23 protein-coding genes are annotated in these 22,035 nt (G+C 71.3%); 9 read left to right on the forward strand and 14 right to left on the reverse strand.

The window, feature by feature from the left end:
- The first annotated feature begins 54 nt into the window (after nucleotides 1–54).
- Nucleotides 55–1,878, forward strand: a complete 1,824-nt coding sequence (locus tag ACFWSK_RS03075; RefSeq protein ID WP_383781155.1) for a hypothetical protein — start codon at nucleotides 55–57, stop codon at nucleotides 1,876–1,878.
- Between the two features lie 130 nt (nucleotides 1,879–2,008).
- Here ACFWSK_RS03075 and ACFWSK_RS03080 read toward each other — a convergent pair whose 3' ends face one another.
- The 7 genes from ACFWSK_RS03080 to ACFWSK_RS03110 all read right to left on the reverse strand — a co-directional run bounded on the left by ACFWSK_RS03080 (nucleotide 2,009) and on the right by ACFWSK_RS03110 (nucleotide 8,600).
- Nucleotides 2,009–2,362, reverse strand: a complete 354-nt coding sequence (locus ACFWSK_RS03080) for a PRC-barrel domain-containing protein (protein ID WP_383781157.1) — start codon at nucleotides 2,360–2,362, stop codon at nucleotides 2,009–2,011.
- A gap of 206 nt (nucleotides 2,363–2,568) precedes the next feature.
- Nucleotides 2,569–2,739, reverse strand: a complete 171-nt coding sequence (locus ACFWSK_RS03085) for a hydrophobic protein (RefSeq protein WP_383781161.1) — start codon at nucleotides 2,737–2,739, stop codon at nucleotides 2,569–2,571.
- Nucleotides 2,740–2,798: 59 nt separating this feature from the next.
- The gene (locus ACFWSK_RS03090; protein ID WP_383781164.1) at nucleotides 2,799–4,031 is read right to left on the reverse strand and encodes a hypothetical protein; all 1,233 of its coding nucleotides are present in this window, start codon (nucleotides 4,029–4,031) and stop codon (nucleotides 2,799–2,801) included.
- A complete protein-coding gene (locus ACFWSK_RS03095) occupies nucleotides 4,028–4,756 on the reverse strand; it encodes a hypothetical protein (protein WP_383781166.1) in 729 nt (242 codons plus the stop codon). The genes ACFWSK_RS03090 and ACFWSK_RS03095 overlap by 4 nt, the downstream gene beginning before the upstream one ends.
- A gap of 283 nt (nucleotides 4,757–5,039) precedes the next feature.
- The gene (locus ACFWSK_RS03100) at nucleotides 5,040–6,554 is read right to left on the reverse strand and encodes a PTS transporter subunit EIIC (protein ID WP_383781168.1); all 1,515 of its coding nucleotides are present in this window, start codon (nucleotides 6,552–6,554) and stop codon (nucleotides 5,040–5,042) included.
- Between the two features lie 49 nt (nucleotides 6,555–6,603).
- A complete protein-coding gene (murQ, locus tag ACFWSK_RS03105; protein WP_383781171.1) occupies nucleotides 6,604–7,584 on the reverse strand; it encodes an N-acetylmuramic acid 6-phosphate etherase in 981 nt (326 codons plus the stop codon).
- Between the two features lie 98 nt (nucleotides 7,585–7,682).
- The gene (locus ACFWSK_RS03110) at nucleotides 7,683–8,600 is read right to left on the reverse strand and encodes a MurR/RpiR family transcriptional regulator (protein WP_383781174.1); all 918 of its coding nucleotides are present in this window, start codon (nucleotides 8,598–8,600) and stop codon (nucleotides 7,683–7,685) included.
- Between the two features lie 74 nt (nucleotides 8,601–8,674).
- Between ACFWSK_RS03110 and ACFWSK_RS03115 the strand changes: the two genes are divergently transcribed.
- Together ACFWSK_RS03115 and ACFWSK_RS03120 are read left to right on the forward strand one after the other, a co-directional pair.
- The gene (locus ACFWSK_RS03115) at nucleotides 8,675–9,043 is read left to right on the forward strand and encodes a hypothetical protein (protein WP_383781177.1); all 369 of its coding nucleotides are present in this window, start codon (nucleotides 8,675–8,677) and stop codon (nucleotides 9,041–9,043) included.
- Nucleotides 9,040–9,312 carry a DUF4031 domain-containing protein gene (locus ACFWSK_RS03120; protein ID WP_383781181.1) on the forward strand — a complete coding sequence of 91 codons (273 nt, stop codon included), beginning with the start codon at nucleotides 9,040–9,042 and terminating at the stop codon, nucleotides 9,310–9,312. The genes ACFWSK_RS03115 and ACFWSK_RS03120 overlap by 4 nt, the downstream gene beginning before the upstream one ends.
- A 39-nt stretch (nucleotides 9,313–9,351) precedes the next feature.
- Here ACFWSK_RS03120 and ACFWSK_RS03125 read toward each other — a convergent pair whose 3' ends face one another.
- Nucleotides 9,352–10,608: a Cmx/CmrA family chloramphenicol efflux MFS transporter gene (locus tag ACFWSK_RS03125; protein ID WP_383781893.1), complete on the reverse strand. Its 1,257-nt coding sequence runs from the start codon at nucleotides 10,606–10,608 to the stop codon at nucleotides 9,352–9,354.
- A 66-nt stretch (nucleotides 10,609–10,674) separates the two neighbouring features.
- Nucleotides 10,675–11,328 (reverse strand): hypothetical protein, encoded by a 654-nt coding sequence (locus ACFWSK_RS03130; protein ID WP_383781183.1) that lies wholly within the window; start codon nucleotides 11,326–11,328, stop codon nucleotides 10,675–10,677.
- Between the two features lie 177 nt (nucleotides 11,329–11,505).
- On the opposite strand from ACFWSK_RS03130, the gene ACFWSK_RS03135 reads away from it, so the two are divergent.
- The 3 genes from ACFWSK_RS03135 to ACFWSK_RS03145 are packed head-to-tail and all read left to right on the forward strand — an operon-like array spanning nucleotide 11,506 to nucleotide 13,822.
- Nucleotides 11,506–12,255, forward strand: a complete 750-nt coding sequence (locus ACFWSK_RS03135) for a LamB/YcsF family protein (protein WP_383781896.1) — start codon at nucleotides 11,506–11,508, stop codon at nucleotides 12,253–12,255.
- Nucleotides 12,252–12,959: an allophanate hydrolase subunit 1 gene (locus ACFWSK_RS03140; RefSeq protein ID WP_383781185.1), complete on the forward strand. Its 708-nt coding sequence runs from the start codon at nucleotides 12,252–12,254 to the stop codon at nucleotides 12,957–12,959. The genes ACFWSK_RS03135 and ACFWSK_RS03140 overlap by 4 nt, the downstream gene beginning before the upstream one ends.
- A complete protein-coding gene (locus ACFWSK_RS03145) occupies nucleotides 12,956–13,822 on the forward strand; it encodes a biotin-dependent carboxyltransferase family protein (protein WP_383781188.1) in 867 nt (288 codons plus the stop codon). Before ACFWSK_RS03140 ends, ACFWSK_RS03145 begins: the two co-directional genes overlap by 4 nt.
- A 118-nt stretch (nucleotides 13,823–13,940) precedes the next feature.
- Here ACFWSK_RS03145 and ACFWSK_RS03150 read toward each other — a convergent pair whose 3' ends face one another.
- From ACFWSK_RS03150 to ACFWSK_RS03160, 3 genes are read right to left on the reverse strand one after another with little or no spacing between them, the layout of a single operon-like run.
- Nucleotides 13,941–14,732 carry an ABC transporter permease gene (locus ACFWSK_RS03150; RefSeq protein ID WP_383781191.1) on the reverse strand — a complete coding sequence of 264 codons (792 nt, stop codon included), beginning with the start codon at nucleotides 14,730–14,732 and terminating at the stop codon, nucleotides 13,941–13,943.
- The gene (locus tag ACFWSK_RS03155) at nucleotides 14,729–15,685 is read right to left on the reverse strand and encodes an ATP-binding cassette domain-containing protein (protein WP_383781194.1); all 957 of its coding nucleotides are present in this window, start codon (nucleotides 15,683–15,685) and stop codon (nucleotides 14,729–14,731) included. The genes ACFWSK_RS03150 and ACFWSK_RS03155 overlap by 4 nt, the downstream gene beginning before the upstream one ends.
- Before the next feature lie 32 nt (nucleotides 15,686–15,717).
- Complete coding sequence (locus tag ACFWSK_RS03160) at nucleotides 15,718–16,389, reverse strand: DUF4097 family beta strand repeat-containing protein (protein WP_383781196.1); 672 nt, start codon at nucleotides 16,387–16,389, stop codon at nucleotides 15,718–15,720.
- Nucleotides 16,390–16,630: 241 nt separating this feature from the next.
- On the opposite strand from ACFWSK_RS03160, the gene ACFWSK_RS03165 reads away from it, so the two are divergent.
- On the forward strand, nucleotides 16,631–17,365 hold the full coding sequence (locus tag ACFWSK_RS03165) for a helix-turn-helix domain-containing protein (protein WP_383781899.1): 735 nt from the start codon (nucleotides 16,631–16,633) through the stop codon (nucleotides 17,363–17,365).
- A gap of 55 nt (nucleotides 17,366–17,420) precedes the next feature.
- On the opposite strand, the gene ACFWSK_RS03170 is transcribed toward ACFWSK_RS03165, so the two are convergent.
- On the reverse strand, nucleotides 17,421–19,700 hold the full coding sequence (locus tag ACFWSK_RS03170; RefSeq protein WP_383781199.1) for a heavy metal translocating P-type ATPase: 2,280 nt from the start codon (nucleotides 19,698–19,700) through the stop codon (nucleotides 17,421–17,423).
- A 246-nt stretch (nucleotides 19,701–19,946) separates the two neighbouring features.
- On the opposite strand from ACFWSK_RS03170, the gene ACFWSK_RS03175 reads away from it, so the two are divergent.
- Both ACFWSK_RS03175 and ACFWSK_RS03180 read left to right on the forward strand, forming a co-directional pair.
- Nucleotides 19,947–20,636, forward strand: coding sequence for a copper homeostasis protein CutC (locus tag ACFWSK_RS03175; RefSeq protein ID WP_383781202.1), 690 nt, complete (start codon nucleotides 19,947–19,949; stop codon nucleotides 20,634–20,636).
- 71 nt (nucleotides 20,637–20,707) lie between these two features.
- Nucleotides 20,708–21,133 carry a hypothetical protein gene (locus ACFWSK_RS03180; RefSeq protein WP_383781204.1) on the forward strand — a complete coding sequence of 142 codons (426 nt, stop codon included), beginning with the start codon at nucleotides 20,708–20,710 and terminating at the stop codon, nucleotides 21,131–21,133.
- 118 nt (nucleotides 21,134–21,251) lie between these two features.
- On the opposite strand, the gene ACFWSK_RS03185 is transcribed toward ACFWSK_RS03180, so the two are convergent.
- Nucleotides 21,252–21,824 carry a hypothetical protein gene (locus tag ACFWSK_RS03185; protein ID WP_383781207.1) on the reverse strand — a complete coding sequence of 191 codons (573 nt, stop codon included), beginning with the start codon at nucleotides 21,822–21,824 and terminating at the stop codon, nucleotides 21,252–21,254.
- Nucleotides 21,825–22,035 lie beyond the last annotated feature (211 nt).

Genomic DNA, 22,035 nt, shown 5'->3' on the forward strand with positions numbered 1-22,035 from the left:
GCCGGCCTGGCAGGCTGCGGGTATGACCTATGGAATCGAGTCCCACCCCGCCCGTTGAGCGCCCAGGAGGAGCGCGACGCGCTCGCCCTCCCGCTCGCTCTTCATGACCGTGCCCTGCTGCTGTTGCGCGAGGCCCCGCACGGGGTTCCGGCGCGGCGGGGGTTCGTACTGTCGCAGCCGTCCCGGCCGGACAAGGACCAGCTTCCGAGGAAGGAGCTGGCCGCCGCCGTTCGGGAGGCGCTGAATCCCCTGCCCTGCGACTCCGCCACCGTGCACCGCCGTCTCGACCAGCTCGGTGTGCGGCTCCGGAGCGCGAACGTGATCAGGTTGGCTGTTGCCACGCTGCCGCTGCCGGACGGGGAGCGTGAGGCGGCCCGTGCGCTGGCGCGGGAGCTGACCCGGAGCGGAACGACCGCGCCCGCTGTCACCGTCGGCCTCTATCTGCTCGTCCGCCTCGGTGAACCCGAGGACATCCCGTATCTCTCCGTCCTCGGGCTGTTCCGGGAGCTGACGGGTCCGGCGGTCCAGGCGCTGTACCGGCTCGATCGCCGGTCCGCAGCGGCCACGTGGCTCGTTCACGGCACCGCGTACGAGGAACTGCTGCCGCTCGTCGGGGCCTTGTGGTCGGGGGAGCGTGAGGTCATTCGTACGCAGCTCGTCGGCTTCCCCACCGGGCCCCGCTTCCTTTCCAACGCGCCGGCCCGCCGGATCGCGGAGGCCGCCCAGCTGGCTGATCTCCTGGACCGGTATCCCGGCGATACGGCGCTCACGGCGCGGGCCGCCAGGCTGCTCGTCCGGATGGGTTGCGCGAACGACGCGCCGACCGAACTCCTCGCGTACAAGGACGCGGTCGGCGTGTACGAGCGTGTCGTCGGGCGGGCCGGTGCGCTGCCGCCGACGCTCGACCACCATGCCACCCTGCTCGCGCTCGCCATCGGGCTGAGCAGCGGGGTCGCCGTGTTGCTCGACTGGTCTCCGGGGCGCAGGGAGGCTTTGCTGGCCTCGCTGGGGCGGCTGTTGGCCGAACCCCGCTGGGTCGCGGTGGTGGATGCCGCCGGGGGTGATGCGGATCAGCGGCTGCGGGCCGGATGGATACGGCGCACCGGGCGAAAGCCCTTCGGGCTTCCGGCCGTCGCGGGGCGGTTGCGCATCGAGGTGGTGGCCGGCGACCCGGTCGACCGGGAGCCTGTCGAGACCCGCATTCTCGTCGACGGGCGGCCACTGGTTCCGGCGGTCTTCTCCCGGGGTGGCGTCCGTAACCCTGAAGTCCTGCTGGACGGAGGTGAGTTGCGGGCGGGCTCCGGGTCGCGCGAGGTGATGCTCGCGGAGGCGTACTGCGCCGAAGGGTGCTGCGGCGCGCTCCGCGTCACCGTCAGGCGCGAGGGTGACGAGGTGGTGTGGGAGGGCTGGCGGCGGCCACCGTACGTGCCGGGTGCGACGCGGGAAGCGCCCGCGCTGCCCGCGTACCGCTTCGACGCCGTCGCCTACGACGCCGAGGTTGCTCGCGCGGAGGCCGACGATTCGTGGTCCTGGCCGGCCCGCACCATCGCGCGGCTGATCGGTGCGGGGCTGACGGAACGGCCGGAGATCCTGCATCGGTGGGACGCCCGCCGGGGCTGGATCAGCAGCGGCTACGAGGAGCCGGACACCACCGTGGTGACCTTCTGGTACGCACCGGGGCTCGCCGCAGCGGACACGCTCAGGGATGCCCTCCAGTTCCGCTGGGTCCTGCCGGACGACGGCAGACCGGCCGAGGTACAGGCCGCCGCCGCGCTGCGACGGCTGACCGAGGAGGACCCCAAGGCGTACGCGAGGGTGTGCGCCGGCAGCCCCGGGCAGGCGAAGGAGCTCGGCTTCCCGTGGCCGGGCAGAGAGTGAGACGGAGGGTGCGGCAGCCGCAGTTCACCGAGGGCGCGATCCGGCTCGGGCGGCCGGGCGCGCACAGCCGGACGGCGGGGCCGACCCCTCTTCAGGGTCGGGCCCGCCGCATCTCGGGGCGCGCGCCAGGTCACATCAGGCGGTAGCTGCCGTAATGGCCGGCGATCTGCTCGTGATAGGCCGGGTCATCCGTGTGCTTGTGCTTGTCGAACTCCGGGGAGTCCTTGATCTGGTCCTTCGTCAGGTCGACGAAGACCTTCCGGGTCTCCGTGTCGATGCCCCGGACCGTGCCCGCAGGCAGCAAGACGTCCTTGCCGAAGATCCAGACTCCGGTGTCGACGACGAGGTAGGCCGAGCCGACCTCGTCGGAGTGCTTGTCGACCTTGCCGATGCTTCCGTCAGTTGCCTCGACCGCATATCCGGTCAGATCGGCTCCCTCGGTGTGACCGCTCGTAGGCTGGTAACCCCACAGGTTGTCGCTCATTTCTTGGCTCCTTTCCAGAAGACGTAATTCGGCGTGTGGACCCCCACCGAAAGGGTGGTGAGAGCCGCTCACATCTATCGCGTGCCCGGATGTCGGGGCCTCACACCTGTTCGTTCTGATGTGTTTCCGCCGGCTGGCGCAGAAAATGCGGGCGGGCCCGGACAGTGATGTCCGGGACCGCCCGCATCAGTTCTGGTGGATGGCGTCTACCAGCGGTACCAGCGGCCACGCTTGCCGCCGCTCGCGGCCGGGCGAACGACGAAACCTATCAGCCACACCACCAGCACGATTACCGCGATCCACCAGAGTGCCTTGAGTGCGAATCCTGCACCGAAAAGGAGCAGGGCGAGCAGAAGAACGAGAAGCAGGGGAACCATTGATATCAACCTCCAGGGCTTCTGTTGCCCCCGAACGAATTCCCTACACCACCTGCTCGCTATTGGGTCGAATTTCTTTCCGGTGCGGGCACCGGGGCCGGGGCCGGCGCGGCCCGACGGGTTCTCAGGCGGCGGGTCAGGATCACCGTGGTGGTGAGCAGGACCGCTGTTACGGGGGCGCCGAGCAGCGCGTGGTGCAGACCGGCCGGGTGGAGCAGGAGGGGGAGAGCCATGTTCATCCGTGTCGCGAGATCGCCGCCACCTTCTTCGGTCAGCAGGAGTCCGTACGTCAGGATCGCTCCGTACATCACCGTTCCGGCGGTGTAGCAGGCCGTCGTGCGGATCAGCAGGGCGACCGGAGTCGCCGCGCGCTCGCGCAGACCGCGCTTCGTCAGGAGGGCGTAACAGGCGGCCGAGGACAGCAGGAAGCACGCCTGGTAGCCGTAGAGGCGCGCGTACGGGAAGACGGCGCGGCCCGTCGCGTACATCGCGTCGTCGTGCTGGGGGAGGGTGTGCTGTGCCGCCCGGCCGAGCCTGTAGGTGCAGTACGAGCGGTCGGGTGTGTCCAGGCACCAGAGTCCGGCGATGTTCTGCGCGGCACCGAGGGCCGCCTGCGAGTCGAGGACGGTGAAGACGACGCAGCAGGCCAGCCCCGTGGCGGCGGAGATACCGATACGGCGCGGGAGCGAGCCCTTGGGGCCGCGCCAGGACGCCAGGTGGAAGAGGGCGACCCGGCGCGGATGGACGGAACCGGGGCCGGGAGCCGTGGCGATGCGGTGCACGGCGGCCGTCTGCGCCGCGACCAGTGCGAGGAGGAGTGTGTGCGGGGCGCCGACGCGCGTGTCCTGGAGGGTCTGGGCCAGCAGCTCGCCGCTGCCGGAGCCGGTCAGCCGCGGAAGCCGGAGGATCAGGAGCGTGGCGAGCGAGGCCGGTGCCGCGAGGACGAACAGGGCCACCGGCAGGTGCAGGCGGTCGCGTGGAACGGAGCTCATACGACGGGCCGCGGCGGAGGCCGCCACGCACAGGACGAGGAGGAAGAGCGCGAGCCAGCCGGCTTCGTGCAACACGCCCTGTGTTGCCGTGTACTCCCCGTACAGCCAGGTGGGGGAGACGGTCAGCAGCCGCAGGGCGTCGAGTGCGCCGAGCTCGGCGCCCGGTGGTCCCTCGCCCGGGTAGGCGGGCGGCAGCGGCAGGTTGTCGGCCCAGTCGATCTGGGCGGGCAGGATGCCGCAGACCTGCACCAGCGCGACGGCTGCGCAGACCGGGACGAGGGGGGATCGGCGAAGTCTCATGCGGGTCCGGACGAGACGCGGAACGGGGTGCCGTTGTTGTCGACGCGTGCGGTCCGGGTCTCCTTGCCGTCCCACCAGGTGATCTCGGCCCTCCAGGAGCAGTCGGCACGCTCGGTCGTGCCGATGAGGAAGAAGGAGTAGAAGTCGTCCTCGGTGACGGTCTTGGGGAGCCGGATGGGCACTCCGTACAGCGGGCCCGTCCTGGCGGCCTCCTCCTGCCGGGGGCTGTTCTGGAGACGGAGTACGGAGACCGAACGGCCCACGGCGATGGCGTCGAGGTTGACGGCGATGGCTTCGGGAACCATGAAGTTCCCGCCTCCGCAGCCGCGTTGCCGTACGGCCTTTTTCCCGGCCGCCGGGCCCTTGCGGTCGGTCACGGTGATGGTCACGTCGCGGATCTGCACGGCCTTGCTCGTATTGCCGTGGACCGTGACCTGGGCGGCGACGCTCTGCCAGTGCACGATGCGGCCTTCCCGTTCCCAGCGGGTGAACTGGCGCTCGTCGCCGCTCTCCAGCTTGCTTTCCAGAGCGGCGTTGCCCCGGCGCAGGATCCAGTCGCTGAAACAGGGATCGTTCTCCTGGGCCGTGTCCAGGACGACCGCGTCATCCGGAAAGGCCGCCTTCCAGGCCGCGGACACCGGCCCGGCGAGGACGGGAGCTATGCCGACGGCGGCGATGACCAGGCCGACGAGCGTCATCTTCCGCTCGACACCGAGCGCGGCCACGCGCCGGAGGGCGCGGCGCAGACGGCCGGGTGGCGCCGGAGTGGGAGCCGGAGTGGGAGCCGGCGTGGGCGCGGGGGCTGGTGCCGGCTCAGGGGCCGGGGGCTGCGGTGGTGGTGGGGCGTGAGCCGTGTCCGGCGTCTGCCTCGTGTCTCCGGCCATGCGCTTCCCCCCGGTGTGTACGTACATCGGGGGGAAGCGCAGGCATGGATGATGGCGCGCCGACTGCCCCGGCGATCATCATTTTATGCGGCAACTCCGTCGCGAAAGGATCGAGTTACCCGGGTCAGACCGCTGCCGGTTCCTTCGTGGGGGAGTCCGGGGTGGGGTCGGTCGGGTCCGTCGGGCCGGAGGCCGCGATCTTCGACGGTGCCGGTTCCTGGGAGACGTTGAACTCCGTCAGGAGATCCTTGCTGAAGCCGAAGAAGTACGTGGCGACGAAGCCCGCGACGTAGCCGGCCACCAGGCCGCCCGCGTAGATCGCGATCGTCGAGCCCAGCCCGTGGTTGCCGTCCAGGAGGGGGAACAGCGCCCAGCCGGACGGGCCGATGGCCGTGGAGCCGACCGTGTCGCCGAGCTGGTTGAAGAGTCCGACGAAGCCGCCGCCGAAAGCGCCACCGACGCACGCCGTGATGAACGGGCGGCCCAGGGGCAGCGAGACGCCGTAGATCAGGGGCTCGCCGACCCCCAGCAGACCTGCCGGGAGGGCGGACTTGATGGTGCGGCGGATCGACTCGTTGCGGGGGAGGCGCAGGTAGACGGCCACGGCGGCACCGACCTGGCCCGCGCCGGCCATGGCGAGGATCGGGAGCAGGACGGTGTAGCCCTGCTGCTCGATGAGCGTCGTGTGGATGGGGATGAGCGCCTGGTGCAGGCCCAGCATCACCAGCGGGAGGAAGAAGCCGCCCAGGACGAAGCCCGCGCCCGCGCCGCCGTTGGACAGCAGCCAGTCGGCGAACGTACCGATCGCGGAGGAGATCTCCCCCGCCACGTACATCAGCCCGAAGATCGTCACCAGGCCGGAGACCAGGACCGTGAGCGTCGGGGTGACCAGCACGTCCAGGGCCTCGGGCACCCAGCGGCGGCACCACTTCTCCACGTACACCGCGAGCACGGCGGCGCCCAGCGCGCCGAGCACACCGCCCTGGCCGGGGGAGAGCTGCTGGCCGAACGCCTCGATGTTGGCGACGCCCGGGAAGACGATGATCGCGGCGACCGCACCGCCCAGGATCGGCGTACCGCCGAACTCCTTCGCCGTGTTGTAGCCGACGAAGACCGCGATCAGCGCCATGAAGCCGGAGGCCATCGCGGCGAGGGCGGGGGTGACGGCGGGCAGCCACTCCAGGTTGACCAGCAGGCCGTTGAGACCGGCGATGATGCCGCAGCCGATGAGGGCCGGGATCAGTGGGACGAAGATATTGGCGATCTTGCGCAGGAACAGCTTGAACGGGGTGGCGTTCTTCGCCTTCTGCTGTGCCCTGATCGCCGCGCCATGGGCGGCCAGCTCCTCGGAGGTGTGGACGACGGGGGCGGCTGTCCGTTCCTCGTCGACCAGGCGCTCGAACTCCGGGGTGACCCGGGCGACCGTGCCGGGGCCGAGGACGATCTGGTACGTGTCGTCCTCGACCACGCCCATGACGGCGGGGATCGCCTTGAGCGCTTCGTCGTCGACCAGCGAACGGTCGACCAGGCCGAGGCGGAGCCGGGTCATGCAGTGGGCGATGGAGCTGACGTTCGCGGCGCCACCGACGAGCGGAAGGATCGCGGCGGCGGTGGCGCGGTTCTTGTCTTCAGTAGCCATGGGCGTGGTGCCTTGCTGTGCGGGGGGGTACGGGCGTGGAGCGGGTGGGTCAGGTGGTGCGTACGGCCGCGAGGGCGGTGCGGAGGTGGCCGTCCGACTCAGTGAGGAGCGTGGCGGCGGTGGGACCGTCGACCTGGCCGAGGATGGTCAGGATCGCGTTCTTCACCTCGCCGTCGGTGGCGGTGAGCGCCGTCTCGATCTCCTGGTCGGACGCGCCGGTGGCCAGCGAGACGATGCGGCGGGAGCGGGCCCGCAGCTTCTCGTTGGAGGCGCGGACGTCGACCATCAGGTTCCCGTACGTCTTGCCGAGCCGGATCATCGTGATCGTCGAGATCATGTTGAGCACGAGCTTCTGCGCCGTACCGGCCTTGAGGCGGGTGGAGCCGGTGAGCAGCTCCGGGCCCACGACGACTTCGAGGCCGTGCTCGGCGGCGGCGCCGAGCGCCGAGTCCGCGTTGCAGGACAGGCCGATGGTCAGCGCCCCCCGGGCGCGGGCGTGCTCGACGGCGCCGATCGCGTAGGGCGTGCGGCCGGAAGCGGAGATGCCGACGACGGTGTCGTTCTCCGTGAGGGCGAGTGCGTCGAGGTCGGCGGCGGCCAGCTCCTTGCTGTCCTCGGCGCCCTCCACCGCCTTGACCATGGCGGTCGGGCCGCCCGCGATGAGGCCGACGACCTCGGACGGGTCGGTGTTGAAGGTGGGCGGGCACTCGCTGGCATCGAGGACGCCGAGGCGGCCCGCCGTGCCCGCGCCCGCGTAGATCAGCCGGCCGCCGCGCGCCATGCGCTCGGCGGTGGCGTCGATCGCGGCGGAGATCTGCGGCAGCTTGTCGGCGACAGCGGCGGGGACGGTGCTGTCCTCGCCGTTCATGATCTGCGCGATCTCCCGCGTGGGCAGCCGGTCGATGTCGGCGAGCTCCGGGCGGAACGCCTCGGTGGTGAGCGTGGCGAGCTCGGCGCGCAGTTCCCCGTATCCGGCGGGGGTGGTGGCTCCGGCGCCGGAGTTGGTGTCGGTGTCAGTGGGTGAGGTCATGGAGAGCGGCTCTGCTTTCTCGATCTCGTACGTTCAGCGGTTCGGCGGTTCAGCGGCCGGGCGGCTCAGCGGCCGGGCGGGGGTGCGCGGTCCGGTGGTCAGCGGGTGCGCGGGTTGTGGCGGTGGGCGAGCGCTTCGTACGACGCGGCGAGTGCCGGGGCGGCCGTCTCGTACGTGCGCTGCGCGATGCCTATGAACAGGCAGTCAACAACGAGGAGCTGACTCGTGCGGCTCGACATCGCGGCGGGCCGCAGCTCGCTCTCGCGGGCCGTGGACGTGGTCAGTACGTGGTCGGCGTACTGCGAGACCGGGCCGTCGGGGCGGCCGGTGATGGCGACGGTCGTCGCGCCGTGGTCGAAGGCGACCCGCAGCGGTTCGATGACATCGCTGGTGGAGCCGGAGTGGGTGATCGCGATGGCCAGGTCACCGGAGCGGAGCTGCACGGCGTTGGTGACGGCGAGGTGCGGGTCGGCGTGGGCGTGGGCGATCAGGCCGATGCGGAGCAGCTTCTGCGCCAGGTCCTGGCCGACGAGGGAGGAGGCACCGGCGCCGTAGATGTCGATGCGGCGGGCGGTCGACGCGGCGGCGACGGCTGCGCCGAGCTGCACGGTGTCGAGGCCGGACGCGGTGTCGGCGAGGGTCTGCTGCTCGTCGTAGGCGAGCTTGGCGACCACGTCGGCGATCGGGTCGTCGACCGTGATGTCGGCGGTGACGGCCGGTGCGCGGCCGGACAGCTGGTGGGCGGCGAGACCGGCGAGCGCGAGGCGCAGGTCGCGGTAGCCGGGGTAGCCGAGGAGACGGGCGGTGCGGACCACGGTGGCCTCGCTGGTGCCGGTGAGCTCGGCGAGACCGGTGACGGTGAGGGCGGCGCACCCGGCAGGGTCCCCCGCGACGGCTTCGGCGACCCGCTGCATGGAGCGGGTCATGGACGGTGCGAGGGTCCGGACCTTGGCCGCCAGAGCGGCAGGGGCGGGCGGCGAATCACCCTTGAAACTTTCCTTCACTTCATTGGTCACATTTGAAAGATATTTTCAAAGGGATGGGTCGTCAACCCCTCTTTGGTCCCATTCCTTCGAGGGACAATGGCTGCATGGAGATGAACCCCTTGGAACAGGCGCTGCACACGGCCAGGGCACTCGTCATGGCCGATCTTGTCGCGGGCGACGTCGCCGAGGCCGAGATCGTCTCGCTGGTCGAGGACGCTGTGACGCACCGGCGCTGGTGGGTCGAGCAGTGGCCAGAGGGCGCGGACTTCGTCGTCGGTCTGATCGCCCAGGACGTACAGGACGCCCTGCTGGAGAAGTACGGCCGCTGGCCCCTGTGCCCGGTCTGCGTCGAGGACGGCCCGCACGCGCTCGACGTCGAGCCCGAGCTCGGCTCCGACCCGCACTGGGTCTGCACGAAGGTGACCGTGCAGGTGGCCCCGGTGGGCGGGCTGGGCGGGGTGCTGCGACGTTGACGCTCTACATCGACCCGCCGGACTGGCCGGGGCACGGGCTGCTCTGGTCGCACCTGGTCAGCGATGTGTCGTTCGACGAACTGCACACCTTCGCGGCCTCGATCGGCTGCCCGCCGCGCGCCTTCGAGCGCGACCACTACGACGTACCCGCGTCGCGGTACGCGCAGGCCGTGCGTGCCGGGGCGCGGGAGATCGGGTCGAAGGAACTGGTGCGGCGCCTCACGGCGGCGGGCCTGCGCAGGCCGAAGGGGCGGCCCGCGCCGGGTTAGCGGGGGCGGGCCGCGGGGGTGCGCGCGTTGGGGGAGGGGTCAGATCCTGTCGGGGGAGGCCAGGGCGGCGGGGCCGAGGGGGGCCGCACCTGCTGCGTCCGTCGCGTCCCTCGTGGACTTCGCCGAGGCGACCAGGCGGGAGGGGGCGCCCGACCCCCGGTGCAGCCGGAGCGAGAAGAACACCGCCACCAGCGCCAGCACCGTCATCGCGGCCCCCGCCCACGCCGTCGCCGCGAAACCGAAGTCCGCGTCGATCACCGTGCCGCCGAGCCACGGGCCACTCGTGTTGCCCAGGTTGAACGCGGCCGTCGTCGTCGCACCGGCCAGGGTCGGGGCAGCGCCCGCCACGTTGAACATGCGGGCGTTGAGCGCGGGGGCCGTGAAGAACGCCGAGAGGCCCAGCAGGAAGGCGAGCGCGACCACGGCGACCTGGCTTGAGGCGAACACGGCCAGCGCCACCAGGAAGACCGTGGACGCCGTGATCCCGCTCAGGAGCACCCCGAACAGGTGCGCGTCCGCGACCCGGCCGCCGATCGTCGTACCGATCAGCGCACCGACGCCGAACAGCCCGAGTACCCACGGCACCCAGCCCGAGCCCAGCCCCGCCACGTCCGTGAGCAGTGGCGAGAGATAGCTGAACGCACAGAAGACACCACCGGCCGCGAGCGCCGTGATCACGACGGAGAGCCAGACCTGCCGGTCCCGGTAGATCGACATCTCCTGCTTGAGCTGCGGCTTCCTGTCCGGGAGCGGGATACGGGGGATGAGCGTCGCCACCCCGACCAGCGCCACGGCGGACGCCGCGCCCACCGCCCAGAACGCCGAACGCCAGCCCAGGTGCTCACCGAGGAAGGCACCCAGCGGCACACCCAGCACGTTGGCGATCGAGAGCCCGCCGATCATCACGGCCATGGCCCGAGCCCGCGCGTTCACCGGCACCATCGCGATGGCGACGGCCGCACCGACGGCCCAGAAACCCGCACAGGCGAAGGCGCTGACCACGCGCGAGACGAAGAGCACCTCGTACGTCGGAGCCAGCGCACCCGCGATCTGGCCGAGCCCGAAGACCGAGATCAGCGCGATCAGGGTGGTGCGGCGCGGCAGTCTCAGCGTGGCCACGGCCAGGAGCGGGGCGCCGATCACCATGCCGATCGCGAAGGCCGATATGAGGAGTCCGGCCTGCGGAATGGACACGTCCATGTCCTCGGCGATCGGTGGCAGCAGCCCGGACAGCATGAACTCGCTGGTACCGAGGGCGAAGACCGAGAGACCCAGGATGTATACGGCCAGGGGCATACGGGCGCGACGGGAGCGGCTGGAGACAGAATCGGGCATGACACTCGGCAACACCCATTCCGACGCTCACATTCCCGACAGCAGCTCCAGTTCGGTCATCAGGTTCTGCCGCGCCCTCGGCTCCCACTCCGCGATGCCGAGCGGGGTACGAAACAGTCTGGGCAGCCCCAGGAGCTGCCGCAGCACCGCCGCCCGGCCCTCCCGGAACGCCTCGTCCGGGACGAACGCGTACTCCTCGCGCACCTGCGCCGCGTACTCCGCGTACTCCTTCGGGCCCGACGCCAGGACCGCCAGATCCGCGTCGCACAGCACCTCGCCGTTGGTGTCGCCGTCCGCCGGATCGTGGGTGACGGTGAGGCGCACCAGCCGGACCACCTCCGCGGTGGCGTCCTCGGGAACACCGGCCTCGGCCAGGGCGCGCTCGGCGAGTACGGCGCTGCGCTCCTCGTTCTCGGAGCGGTCGGGACGGTAGACCGCGTCGTGGAACCAGGCGGCGAGCCGCACCACGTCCGGGTCCGACGCGTGGCCGGCGAGCGTGTCGATCCGGTCCAGGACCGCGGCCAGGTGGGCGGTGGTGTGGTAGCGCCGCTGGGGTTCGGCCCAGCGTGCCAGGAGGTTGTCGGCGTACGGCAGCGGGTCGGGGCCCCCGGCGCCGCCCCGGACGGCGACGAGGGATTCCTGCCAGCGGATACGGAGGGGGCTCTGGGCGCTGTCGGTCATGGGGCGACTCTAGGGCGGGGTGTGGGCGGGGGCTGGGGGGCCGTCCTTGTCGGGCGGTTGAACACTCGCTAGCTTGCGGCTGTGACAGACCTCGGCACGGACACGGATACAGCCACGGACACAGCCACGGACACGGGCGCGCGACTCGGCACGGGTGCCGTCGGCGCGGCCTCCGTCATCGATCTCAACGCGGATCTCGGCGAGGGCTTCGGGCAGTGGACGCTCACCGATGACGACGCGTTGCTCGCGACCGTCACCAGCGCCAACGTGGCCTGCGGCTTCCACGCGGGCGACGCGTCCGTCATGCGGCGCGTCTGCGATTCCGCCGCGGCCCGGGGCGTACGGATCGGGGCGCAGGTCTCGTACCGCGACCTGGCCGGGTTCGGGCGCCGCTCGATGGACGTGCCGGCCGCCGAACTGACCGCCGAGGTCGCCTACCAGATCGGGGCCCTGCGGGTCTTCGCGGAAGCCGCCGGATCGACGGTCTCGTACGTGAAGCCGCACGGCGCCCTCTACAACCGGACCGTCCGGGACGACGAGCAGGCGGCCGCCGTCGTCGCGGGCGTCGTGCTGGCGGGCGGCCGCCTCGCGGTCCTCGGCCTGCCCGGCTCCCGGCTGCTCGCCCACGCCGGGGCCGCCGGGCTCACCCCGGTCGAGGAAGCCTTCGCCGACCGGGCGTACACCCCGCAGGGCACGCTCGTCCCGCGCGGCGAGCCCGGGGCGGTCGTGCACGACCCGGACGAGGTGGTGGCCCGCAGCCTCGGGATGGCCGTCGCGCGGAGCGTCACGGCCTCCGACGGCACGCGCGTACCGGTCGCCGCCCGCTCCCTGTGCGTCCACGGCGACACCCCGGGCGCCGCGGCGCTCGCCCGCCGGGTCAGAACGGCGCTGGAGGACGCGGGCGTCGGCGTGCGGCCCTTCGCATGAGTACGCCGGCTGCCTCCGGGGTGCGGGTGCTGTCCGTCGGGCCCGATGCCCTGCTGATCGAGTGCGCGTCCGGGGACGAGGCGGAAGCCCTGCACGCCGAGCTGCTGCGGCGGCGCGCACGCGGGGAGCTGCCCGCCGTGCGCGACCTCGTACCCGGGGCGCGGACCGTCCTGCTCGACGGCATCACGTACACCGGGAGGGACGGCGGAGTGCGGGGCCGGGAACAGTTCGCGGCGGAACTCGCCTCCTGGCGCATACCGGGGCTGCGCCGCGCGACCGGTGAGGCGGTCGAGATCCCCGTCGTCTACGACGGCCCGGATCTCGCGGACGTCGCCGAGGCGTGGGGCGTGGGCGTCGCCGAGGTGCCGCGCATGCACGCGGAGACCGAGTTCCGGGTGGCCTTCTGCGGCTTCGCCCCCGGTTTCGGCTACCTCACCGGGCTGCCCGGACACCTGCACGTGCCCCGGCGCGCGACGCCTCGTACCAGCGTCGGGGCGGGCGCGGTCGCCCTCGCGGGGCCGTACACCGGTGTGTATCCGCGTGACTCGCCCGGTGGCTGGCAGCTGATCGGGCGGATGCCGGAGCCGGGCGAGCTGTGGAACCCGGCGCGCGAACCGGCCGCGCTGCTGGCCCCGGGCACGCGTGTGCGTTTCGTGGCGGCGTCGTCAGCGTTGTCGTGGTCGGCTGAGGGGGTGCGGGGGTGACCGGAGGGCTGGAAGTGGTGCGGGCCGGGGCGCTGACCACCGTGCAGGACCAGGGCCGCACCGGGTGGGCGCACCTGGGCGTGGGGCGGGCCGGGGCTCTGGACGCCCCCTCCCATCGTCTCGCCAACCGGCTCGTCGGCAATCCGGTGTCCGCCGCGGTGCTGGAGACCACGGTCACCGGCTGCGCGGTCCGCGCGGTCCGGACGGGCCGGTCCGTGGTCGCCGTCGTCGGCGGTGCGGTGTGCCGGGTGACGGTGGACGGCCGGCCGGTGGCGTGGGGCGCGCCGGTCCGCGTACCGGAAGGGGCGGTCCTGGAGGCGGGGCCCGCGGTGAGCGGGCTGCGCAGTTACCTGGCGTTCGCGGGCGGACTGGAGCCGGACGCGGTGCTCGGCAGCCGTTCCGCGGATCTGCTCTCGGGGCTGGGACCTGCGCCTCTGCGGGACGGGGACGTGGTGCCGCTGGGGCGGCCGGGGCCCTGTCCGCCGGCCCCCGACGCGGTGCCCTGGCCGGGGGCGCCCGCCGAACTCGTACTCCCCGTGCATCTCGGTCCCCGCCACACCTGGTTCACGGACACCGCGCTGCGCACGCTCACCACGGCCGCGTACCGGGTGTCGGTGCGCAGCAACCGCATCGGGCTGCGCACGGAGGGTCCTGCCCTGCAACGCGCCCGGGACGGTGAACTGCCCAGCGAGGGCATGGTGCTCGGCGCGATCCAGGTGCCGCCGGACGGGCGGCCGGTGGTGTTCCTCAACGACCATCCGACGACGGGCGGTTACCCGGTGATCGGCGTCGTCCCGGAGCGGGCGCTCGCGGGGGCGGCGCGGGTGGGGCCGGGGGTGGGGGTGCGGTTCGTTCTGGCGTGAGGGGGGGGAAGCTCGTGCCGGGTGGAGAACGCGGATGGGCGGCGTACGTCGACGTGGTGTCGGGTACGCCGCCCTGGGCGGTAGGTGGTGCGGGTGGTGGCCCGCGGCGTCATGGCGGTTACTTGGGGTCGCTGTTGAACTTGGAGGTGGACCAGTAGTAGCCGAGCAGGGTGAGGCCGACGCACCAGGCGATGGCGAGCCATCCGTTGTGGCCGATCTCGGTGCCGAGGAGCAGGCCGCGGAGGGTTTCGATGGCGGGGGTGAAGGGCTGGTATTCGGCGATGGGCTGGAACCAGCCGGGCATCGAGTCGAGCGGGGTGAAGGCGCTGGAGAGGAGCGGCAGCAGGATCAGGGGCAGGGCGTTGTTGCTGGCGGCTTCGGCGGTCGGGCTGATGAGGCCCATGCCGACGGCGATCCAGGTGAGCGCGGTGGCGAAGAGGACCAGGAGTCCGAAGGCGGCGAGCCATTCCAGGGCGGTGGCGTCGGTGGAGCGGAAGCCGATGGCGAGGCCGACGGCGGCGACGAGGATGACGCTGATGACGGATTGCATGACGCTGCCGACGACGTGGCCGATGAGGACGGAGGGGCGGTGGATGGCCATGGTGCGGAAGCGGGCGATGATGCCCTCTGTCATGTCGTTGGAGACGGAGACGGCGGTGCCGATGGTGGTGCTGCCGATGGTCATGAGGAGCAGGCCGGGGACGACGTAGGCGATGTAGGCGGAGCGGTCCGGGCCGCCGCCGCCGACGACGGAGCTCATCGCGTCGCCGAAGATGTAGACGAAGAGCAGCAGCAGCATGATCGGTGTGAGCAGCAGGTTCAGGGTGAGGGAGGGGTAGCGGCGGGCGTGCAGCAGGTTGCGGCGCAGCATCGTGCTGGAGTCGCGCACGGCGAGGGAGAGAGAGCTCATCGGACGTTCTCCTTGGGCTGGTTGGGGACCTGGGTCTGGCTGGTGAGGGCGAAGAACACGTCGTCGAGGTCGGGGGTGTGCACGGTCAGTTCGTCGGCCTCGATCCCGGCGGAGTCCAGCCGGTCGAGGATGGTGCGCAGCTCGCGCTGGGTGCCGTCGCTGGGGATGGACAGGGCCAGCGCTTCGTCGTCGCGGGTGACGTCGCGCAGCGCGGCGGTGGCGGACTGGTACGCGGCCGGGTCGGCGAAGCGGAGTCGCACGTGGCCGCCGGGGATGAGGCGCTTGAGTTCTTCCGCGGTGCCCTGTGCGGCGATTGTGCCGTCGTTGAGTACCGCGATGCGGTCGGCGAGTTCGTCGGCCTCTTCCAGGTACTGGGTGGTGAGGAAGACGGTGACGCCGCCCCTGACGAGTTCGCGGATGATCTGCCACATGCTGTGACGGGAGCGGGGGTCGAGGCCGGTGGTGGGTTCGTCGAGGAAGATGATCCGCGGGTTGCCGACCAGGGTCATGGCCAGGTCGAGGCGGCGTTTCATGCCGCCGGAGTAGGTGGAGGCGGGCTTCTTCGCCGCGTCCACCAGGTCGAAGCGCTCCAGGAGTTCGGCGGCGACCCGCCGTCCCTCGCTCTTGGAGAGGTGGTGCAGGTCCGCCATGAGGAGCATGTTCTCCTCGCCGGTGATCAGACCGTCCACGGCGGAGAACTGACCCGTGACACCGATCGCCGCGCGAACCGCCTGCGGGTCGGTGGCCAGGTCGTGGCCGCCGACGTGCAGGTCCCCGGCGTCGGCGGTGATGAGTGTGGAGAGGATCTTGACGGCGGTGGTCTTGCCGGCGCCGTTCGGACCGAGCAGTGCGAAGACCGTTCCTTCGGGGACGGCCAGGTCGACGCCGTCGAGCACGACCTTGTCACCGTAGGACTTGCGCAGCCCGTTCGCCGCGATGGCCAAGCTGGTCATGAGAGGTGCTCCTTCTAGAGGCTGAGGGGGAATCAGAGGCTGCGGGCGGTGATGTCGCCGTAGGAGGTGCTCGCGTGGATGGTCAGGCCGGCGTCGGCGCCGTCGGTGTTCTTGAGCGCGTTGTGGATGCGGCCGTAGGCGGTGCCGGCGTCCAGGGAGGCGGAGACTCCGCGGGCGGCACCGACCGACACCTCGCCGGACTCGGTGCGCAACACGACCGTGCCGCGCACGGCCTCGGCGATGCGGATGTCGCCCTTCTGGGTGCTGATCTCCGCGGGGCCGCCCAGGCGGCCGACCGAGACGTCACCGGCGAGGAGGGTGAGGCGGGCGCTCGCGGTCTCGTCGAGCTTCACCGTGCCCTGCGCACCCTCGAAGGCGACGTCGCCGAGCCGTCCGACGCCCCGGAACTCGGCGCTGGCCGCCTTCGCCTCGACGCGGGAACCGGCGGGCAGCTGGATGGTCACCTCGACGGATCCGGACGTGCCGAGGATCCGGTTCTTCGCCGGTGAGGCCGCGATCCGCAGGACGCCGTCGCCGTATTCGACCGTGGTCCGCTCCGCCGCCTTCACGTCGCTGCCATTCGAGGCGTCCGCGGGCAGGATCTCGACCGTGGTGTCCGCCCGGTCGGCGGCGATGAACCTGATGCGTCCTGCGGGGATGTCGAGGACGGCGGAGACCGGGGTGGGGGTGTCGAACTTCTGCATCGTGCTCTCCTCTTCCGCGGCGCGGACTCTTTCCGCCCGCTGTTTCCGATGAGGGAAAAGCTACGTTGCGTTTACAGATCTAGCAACGACTTCGTTGCGCAACGACCCCAGCATTGCAGGTCGCATGCAGGATTTCGTTGCAATGGTTTCGAATCTAACGCAACGACACTTCCTCATGCGTTGCAATGAAGTGGAGGTGAACGCTATGCTGGAGACTCCACAGGACACGAAGGAGACCGCGATGCCGGGAGGCAGGCTCACTCAGCAGGAACGCCAGCAGATCGCGCTGGGACTGGCCGACGGCCTCGCCTACGCGGAGATCGCCAGGGGCCTCGACCGTCCGACCTCGACGATCACGCGCGAGGTGATGCGCAACGGCGGCCCCACCGCCTACCGCGCCGACCTCGCGCACCGCGCCACCGAGCACCGGTCCCACCGCCGCAGGCAGGCCGCACCCCGGGACCCGAAGGCGCCCCCGCAGGCCGACGGACCCGACGCCGAGGCGGTACGCGAGTACGAGGAGATGCTCACCACCGTCTTCATGGCTTCGGGCGCGCCCAAGATGATGTCCCGGGTGCTGGCCTGCCTCTTCACCAGCGACGCGGGCAGCCTCACCGCGTCCGAACTCGTCCAGCGTCTTCAGGTCAGCCCGGCGTCCGTCTCCAAAGCGATCACGTTCGCGGAGAGCCAGGGTCTCGTCCGCCGGGAACGCGACGAACGCCGCCGCGAGCGCTATGTCGTCGACGACGACGTCTGGTACCAGTCGATGATGGCCAGCGCCCGTTCCACCATCCAGCTCGGCGAGACCGCGCGGCAGGGCGTCAGCATCCTCGGCCCCGGCACCCCGGCAGCCGTTCGGCTCGAAAACGCCGCCCGCTTCCTCGACTTCGTCAGCGAGAGCATCGCCCGCGCCGCGAACCAGGCACGCGAGATCCTGCACACGAAACCCGAGGCACCCTCGGACAGCACTGCCTGAACCTCGTTCGGATCGCTTACGGGCAGCCGTTTTGCGGGGCCGGGGGCGGAGTCCCCTACGCCGCGGCCTTGAAGCCCCGCAGTCGCAGCGAGTTGCCGACCACGAAGACGGAGGAGAAGGCCATCGCGGCCCCCGCGATCATCGGGTTGAGCAGGCCGGCGGCGGCGAGCGGCAGGGCGCCGACGTTGTAGGCGAAGGCCCAGAACAGGTTCGTACGGATCGTGCCGAGCGTCCGGCGCGACAGCCGGATGGCGTCCGCGGCGGCCCGCAGGTCTCCGCGTACCAGGGTCAGGTCACCGGCCTCGATCGCGGCGTCCGTTCCCGTGCCCATCGCCAGACCCAGGTCGGCCTGGGCGAGCGCGGCGGCGTCGTTGACGCCGTCCCCGACCATGGCGACCGAACGGCCCTGCGCCTGGAGGCGCTTGACGACGTCGACCTTGTCCTCCGGCATGACCTGCGCGTACACCTCGTCGATCCCGACCTCGGCCGCGACCGCTTCCGCGACGGCCCTGTTGTCGCCGGTGAGCAGGATCGGGGCCAGCCCCAGGTCCCGCAGCCGGCGGATCGCCTCGGCGCTGGTGTCCTTCACCGCGTCGGCGACTTCGAGGACCGCCCGCGCCTCCCCGTCCCAGGCGACGGCGATCGCGGTCCGTCCGGCGGCCTCCGCCGCGGCCTTGCTGCGGGCCAGCTCCACCGGCAGGTGGATCTCCCACTCGGCGAGCAGCTGCTCACGGCCGACGAGGACGGCGTGGCCCTCGACGATGCCCTGGACACCGAGACCCGCGATGTTGGCGAAGTCCTCGGGGGTGGGGAGTGCGGTGCCGGTGTGTTCGGCGGCGCCTGCGGCGACGGCCTGGGCGATGGGGTGTTCGGAGGAGTGTTCCAGGGCTCCGGCGATGCGCAGGACGTCGGTTTCGGTGGTGCCCTCGGCGGTGTGGACGTTGAGGAGGGTCATGCGGCCGGTGGTGACGGTGCCGGTCTTGTCGAGGACGATCGTGTCGACGCGTCGGGTGGTCTCCAGGACCTCGGGTCCCTTGATGAGGATGCCGAGCTGGGCGCCGCGTCCCGTGCCGACCATGAGGGCGGTCGGTGTGGCGAGGCCGAGGGCGCAGGGGCAGGCGATGATCAGTACGGCGACGGCGGCGGTGAACGCGGCCGTGAGACCGGCGCCGTTGCCGAGCCAGAAGCCGAGCGTGCCGAGCGCGAGGGCGATCACGATGGGCACGAAGACCGCCGAGATGCGGTCGGCGAGGCGCTGGGCCGCGGCCTTGCCGTTCTGGGCGTCCTCGACGAGCTTGGCCATCCGGGCGAGCTGGGTGTCGGCGCCGACCCGGGTGGCTTCGACGACGAGCCGGCCGCCCGCGTTGAGGGTGGCCCCGGTGACGGAGTCACCCGCGCCGGCCTCGACGGGGACGGACTCGCCGGTGAGCATCGAGGCGTCGACCGCCGACGAGCCCTCGACGACCGTGCCGTCGGTGGCGATCTTCTCGCCGGGGCGGACCAGGAAGCGGTCCCCGACCTGGAGGTCGGCGGTCGCGACGGTCACTTCGCCACCGTCGCGCAGGACGGTGACCTCCTTCGCGCCGAGCTCCAGGAGTGCCTTGAGCGCGGCGCCCGCCTTGCGCTTGGAGCGGGCCTCGAAGTAGCGCCCGGCCAGGATGAACGCGGTGACTCCGGCAGCGGCTTCGAGGTAGATGTTCCCCGCGCCGTCGCTGCGGCCGATGGTCAGCTCGAAGGGGTGGGTCATCCCGGCCATGCCCGCGGTGCCGAAGAAGAGGGCCCACACCGACCAGAGGAACGCGGCCGAGGTGCCGACCGAGATCAGCGTGTCCATCGTCGCCGCGCCGTGCTTGGCGTTGGTCCAGGCGGTGCGGTGGAAGGGCCAGGCCGCGTAGGTGACGACGGGGGCGGTGAGGGTGAGGGAGAGCCACTGCCAGTAGTCGAACTGGAGCGCCGGGATCATCGCCATCGCGATGACGGGCACGGCGAGCGTGACGGCGGTCAGCAGCCGCTGCCGCAGCGGGCGCAGTTCGTCGGCCTCCGGCTCCTGCGGGGTCCCGTCCCCGGGGCGTACCGGGGGAGCGGGCTCCTGCGCGGTGTAGCCGGTGGCTTCGACGGTGGCGATCAGGTCCTGTACGGAGACGTCCGCGCCCCGGTAGCTGACCTTGGCCTTCTCGGTGGCGTAGTTGACGGTGGCCTCGACCCCGTCCATCCGGTTCAGCTTCTTCTCGATCCGGGCCGCGCACGAGGCGCAGGTCATGCCGCCGATGGCGAGCTCCACCTCGGCGGCTGTGCCGGCTGCGGTGGCGTCGGGTGTGGCGGTGTGCGCGGACACGGGGTTCCTCCCTGGCGTCTGGTACCTGTATTTGATACCCGGGCTAGATACCCCCCTAGGGTATCCGCTCTTCATATGTATACCCCCCACCCCTATGAAACGCAAGGAGTGATCCACTCGGCGGCGGTGCGGCCTCGCGTATCTCCTTCGCCGCACGTTTACATGGGGAGCCGCACCTTCCGTCGTGCGACCCGTAGGCTGGCATTGGACTAGACCTATAGCTGTTATCTGGAGGAATGGGGACCCATGAGCAACCGTGCAGTCCTGGAGGTGATCGCTCTCGACGCAGAGGACGCGGTCGCTGCCCGGGCGGGTGGTGCGGACCGCCTCGAACTGGTCGCCGACATGGCCGCGGACGGCCTGACACCGTCCCGCGAGACCTTCGCGGAGATCCGGTCCGCCGTGGACATTCCCCTGCGCGTCATGCTCAGGGTCGCGGACGGATTCGCCGCCGGCGACGTCGACGTACTGGTGGAGAAGGCCCGCGAGATGCGGGCCGAGGGGGCGGAGGAATTCGTCCTCGGTTTCCTCGACGAGGAGGGCCACCCCGATCTGGTCGCCGTCGAACGGCTCGTCGCCGAGCTGGACGGCTGCCGGTGGACCTTCCACCGGGCGATCGACCGCGCCGCCGACCGCGACGCCCTGCGCAAGGCACTCGCCGACCTCCCCGGCCTGGACACCTACCTCACGGCGGGCGCGGCGAGCGGCGTCGACGACGGCATCCCGACCCTCCTGGCCGAGGCGTCCCGCTCGGGCACGCCCGGCTACGAGCCCCAGATCCTGGTCGGCGGCGGCCTCACCCTCGACCACCTGCCCCGGCTCCGCGCCGGCGGCATCGACGCCGTCCACATCGGCGGAGCGGCCCGCCCCGGCGGCTGGTCGTCACCGGTGGACGCGGCGGCGGTACGGGAATGGCGCGTGGCCCTGGACGGGTGAGGGCCGGGCGAACGGGGTCCGTGATGAGCGCCCATGGCTACGGAAGCCACCCGGAGTACCTTCCGCCCTTCATGACCGATCGCCGGGGCGAGGCGGCGCGGCACATCCTGCTGCTCGACTACGCGGACGACCGACAGCTCGCGGCCGGGAGCCTGAACAGGTTCCCGGCGCGCAGCAGTTGTGAGATCGACTGGAGCGGTGTTCCCGACGTGGAGCGGCGCTGGTGCCCCGACAGTGACGCCTGGGCCGCGCTGGCCGCGGAGCTGTGCGCTCCCTGGGTGGCACAGGACGCTCTCGTCGTCGTGTTCTGGGGGAACCTGGCCGTACCGACCGTGGTCCTCCCCGCCTGGCTGCTCGTGCGTCACGCGCGGGAGATCGAGGACGCCCAGCCGCACTTCTGGCTCCACCCGCTCGGTGGCGACGTGCTGATCGAGTGTCTGCCGGAGGGGGCGGTGACGGTCGCGGCCATCCCTTCACTTCCCCCGGGCGGGCCGTGAGGCGGGCGCTGAGAAGGGCCTTGAGACGGGCAGAAGCCCCTGGTGAAGAAGGTTCTCCGCCGAGAACCGCCCACCAGGGGCTTCGTCGCTCAGTGCCCGGTCGGGCTGTTCGGGCTGTTCAGGCGACGCACTCCGAACCGGCGGAGGCGCTGAAGATGTAGCCGCCCTTCCAGTTGATCAGATTCGACGTCCCGGCCTCGTTCTTCATCAGCGCGGACAGGCCGACGCACCGGCCTCCGGCGGCGGAGGTGCTGCTGTAGACCGGGCCCGCGTACTGGGAGAAGGAGCCCTTGTCGACATCGGCGCCCGCCGTGTTGTTGCCCGCCCAGATTCGCAGGTCCATGTAATTGGCGCTGCCGGGCGTGTTGTTGTCCAGGATGGCGCAGGCACTCGTCGCGCCGGCGTTGCTGTAGAAGAACAGAGTCCCGTGGCGCGTCGTCGTGTTGGGCAGCGGCTTCGCGTCGTCGAGCTCGTACGTGGCGCCGCAGATATTGGCCGCGGCCACCACGGCCGCGCTCTGGCTCTTGGCGATGGCGCGCGTTTCGGCGTCGGCGTTCGGGGACAGCTTCACGGTGGTCACCCGCGGCGTGGCCGGCTCATCGCCCGCGAAGGCGTGCGGTGCGGCCACGAGTGAGGTGGCACAGGCTGTGGCGGCTGCGGCTAAAACGCCCGCCTTGCGAAGAGTGCGCATGTGAATCGCCTTCCCTGGTGTCCAGTGATATTTCGTCCGGTGACATTGCGGATCAGGGCAGCCCCCCGGCCGCGAACAGGCTGATCATTAAGGGGACTTGGTGATCCAGTAAGCCGACGATGGGGGAAGTTGTCGGCATATGAAGGCATCCGCGAGCGAGGATTTTGCTTCACCGTGATCTTGTGAACCGGCGCGGCCCCGCGCCCTGCCG

Source organism: Streptomyces sp. NPDC058620 (assembly GCF_042717135.1).
Lineage (GTDB): Bacteria > Actinomycetota > Actinomycetes > Streptomycetales > Streptomycetaceae > Streptomyces.

Coding starts and splice junctions, on each gene's coding strand:
- ACFWSK_RS03125 (WP_383781893.1), bottom strand. CDS start 10,608: ATGCCCCTGGCCGTATACATCCTGGGTCTCTCGGTCTTCGCCCTCGGT.
- ACFWSK_RS03115 (WP_383781177.1), top strand. CDS start 8,675: ATGGAGATGAACCCCTTGGAACAGGCGCTGCACACGGCCAGGGCACTC.
- ACFWSK_RS03100 (WP_383781168.1), bottom strand. CDS start 6,554: ATGGCTACTGAAGACAAGAACCGCGCCACCGCCGCCGCGATCCTTCCG.
- ACFWSK_RS03180 (WP_383781204.1), top strand. CDS start 20,708: ATGACCGATCGCCGGGGCGAGGCGGCGCGGCACATCCTGCTGCTCGAC.
- ACFWSK_RS03085 (WP_383781161.1), bottom strand. CDS start 2,739: ATGGTTCCCCTGCTTCTCGTTCTTCTGCTCGCCCTGCTCCTTTTCGGT.
- murQ (WP_383781171.1), bottom strand. CDS start 7,584: ATGACCTCACCCACTGACACCGACACCAACTCCGGCGCCGGAGCCACC.
- ACFWSK_RS03165 (WP_383781899.1), top strand. CDS start 16,631: ATGCCGGGAGGCAGGCTCACTCAGCAGGAACGCCAGCAGATCGCGCTG.
- ACFWSK_RS03160 (WP_383781196.1), bottom strand. CDS start 16,389: ATGCAGAAGTTCGACACCCCCACCCCGGTCTCCGCCGTCCTCGACATC.
- ACFWSK_RS03080 (WP_383781157.1), bottom strand. CDS start 2,362: ATGAGCGACAACCTGTGGGGTTACCAGCCTACGAGCGGTCACACCGAG.
- ACFWSK_RS03155 (WP_383781194.1), bottom strand. CDS start 15,685: ATGACCAGCTTGGCCATCGCGGCGAACGGGCTGCGCAAGTCCTACGGT.
- ACFWSK_RS03185 (WP_383781207.1), bottom strand. CDS start 21,824: ATGCGCACTCTTCGCAAGGCGGGCGTTTTAGCCGCAGCCGCCACAGCC.
- ACFWSK_RS03090 (WP_383781164.1), bottom strand. CDS start 4,031: ATGAGACTTCGCCGATCCCCCCTCGTCCCGGTCTGCGCAGCCGTCGCG.
- ACFWSK_RS03130 (WP_383781183.1), bottom strand. CDS start 11,328: ATGACCGACAGCGCCCAGAGCCCCCTCCGTATCCGCTGGCAGGAATCC.
- ACFWSK_RS03140 (WP_383781185.1), top strand. CDS start 12,252: ATGAGTACGCCGGCTGCCTCCGGGGTGCGGGTGCTGTCCGTCGGGCCC.
- ACFWSK_RS03150 (WP_383781191.1), bottom strand. CDS start 14,732: ATGAGCTCTCTCTCCCTCGCCGTGCGCGACTCCAGCACGATGCTGCGC.
- ACFWSK_RS03175 (WP_383781202.1), top strand. CDS start 19,947: ATGAGCAACCGTGCAGTCCTGGAGGTGATCGCTCTCGACGCAGAGGAC.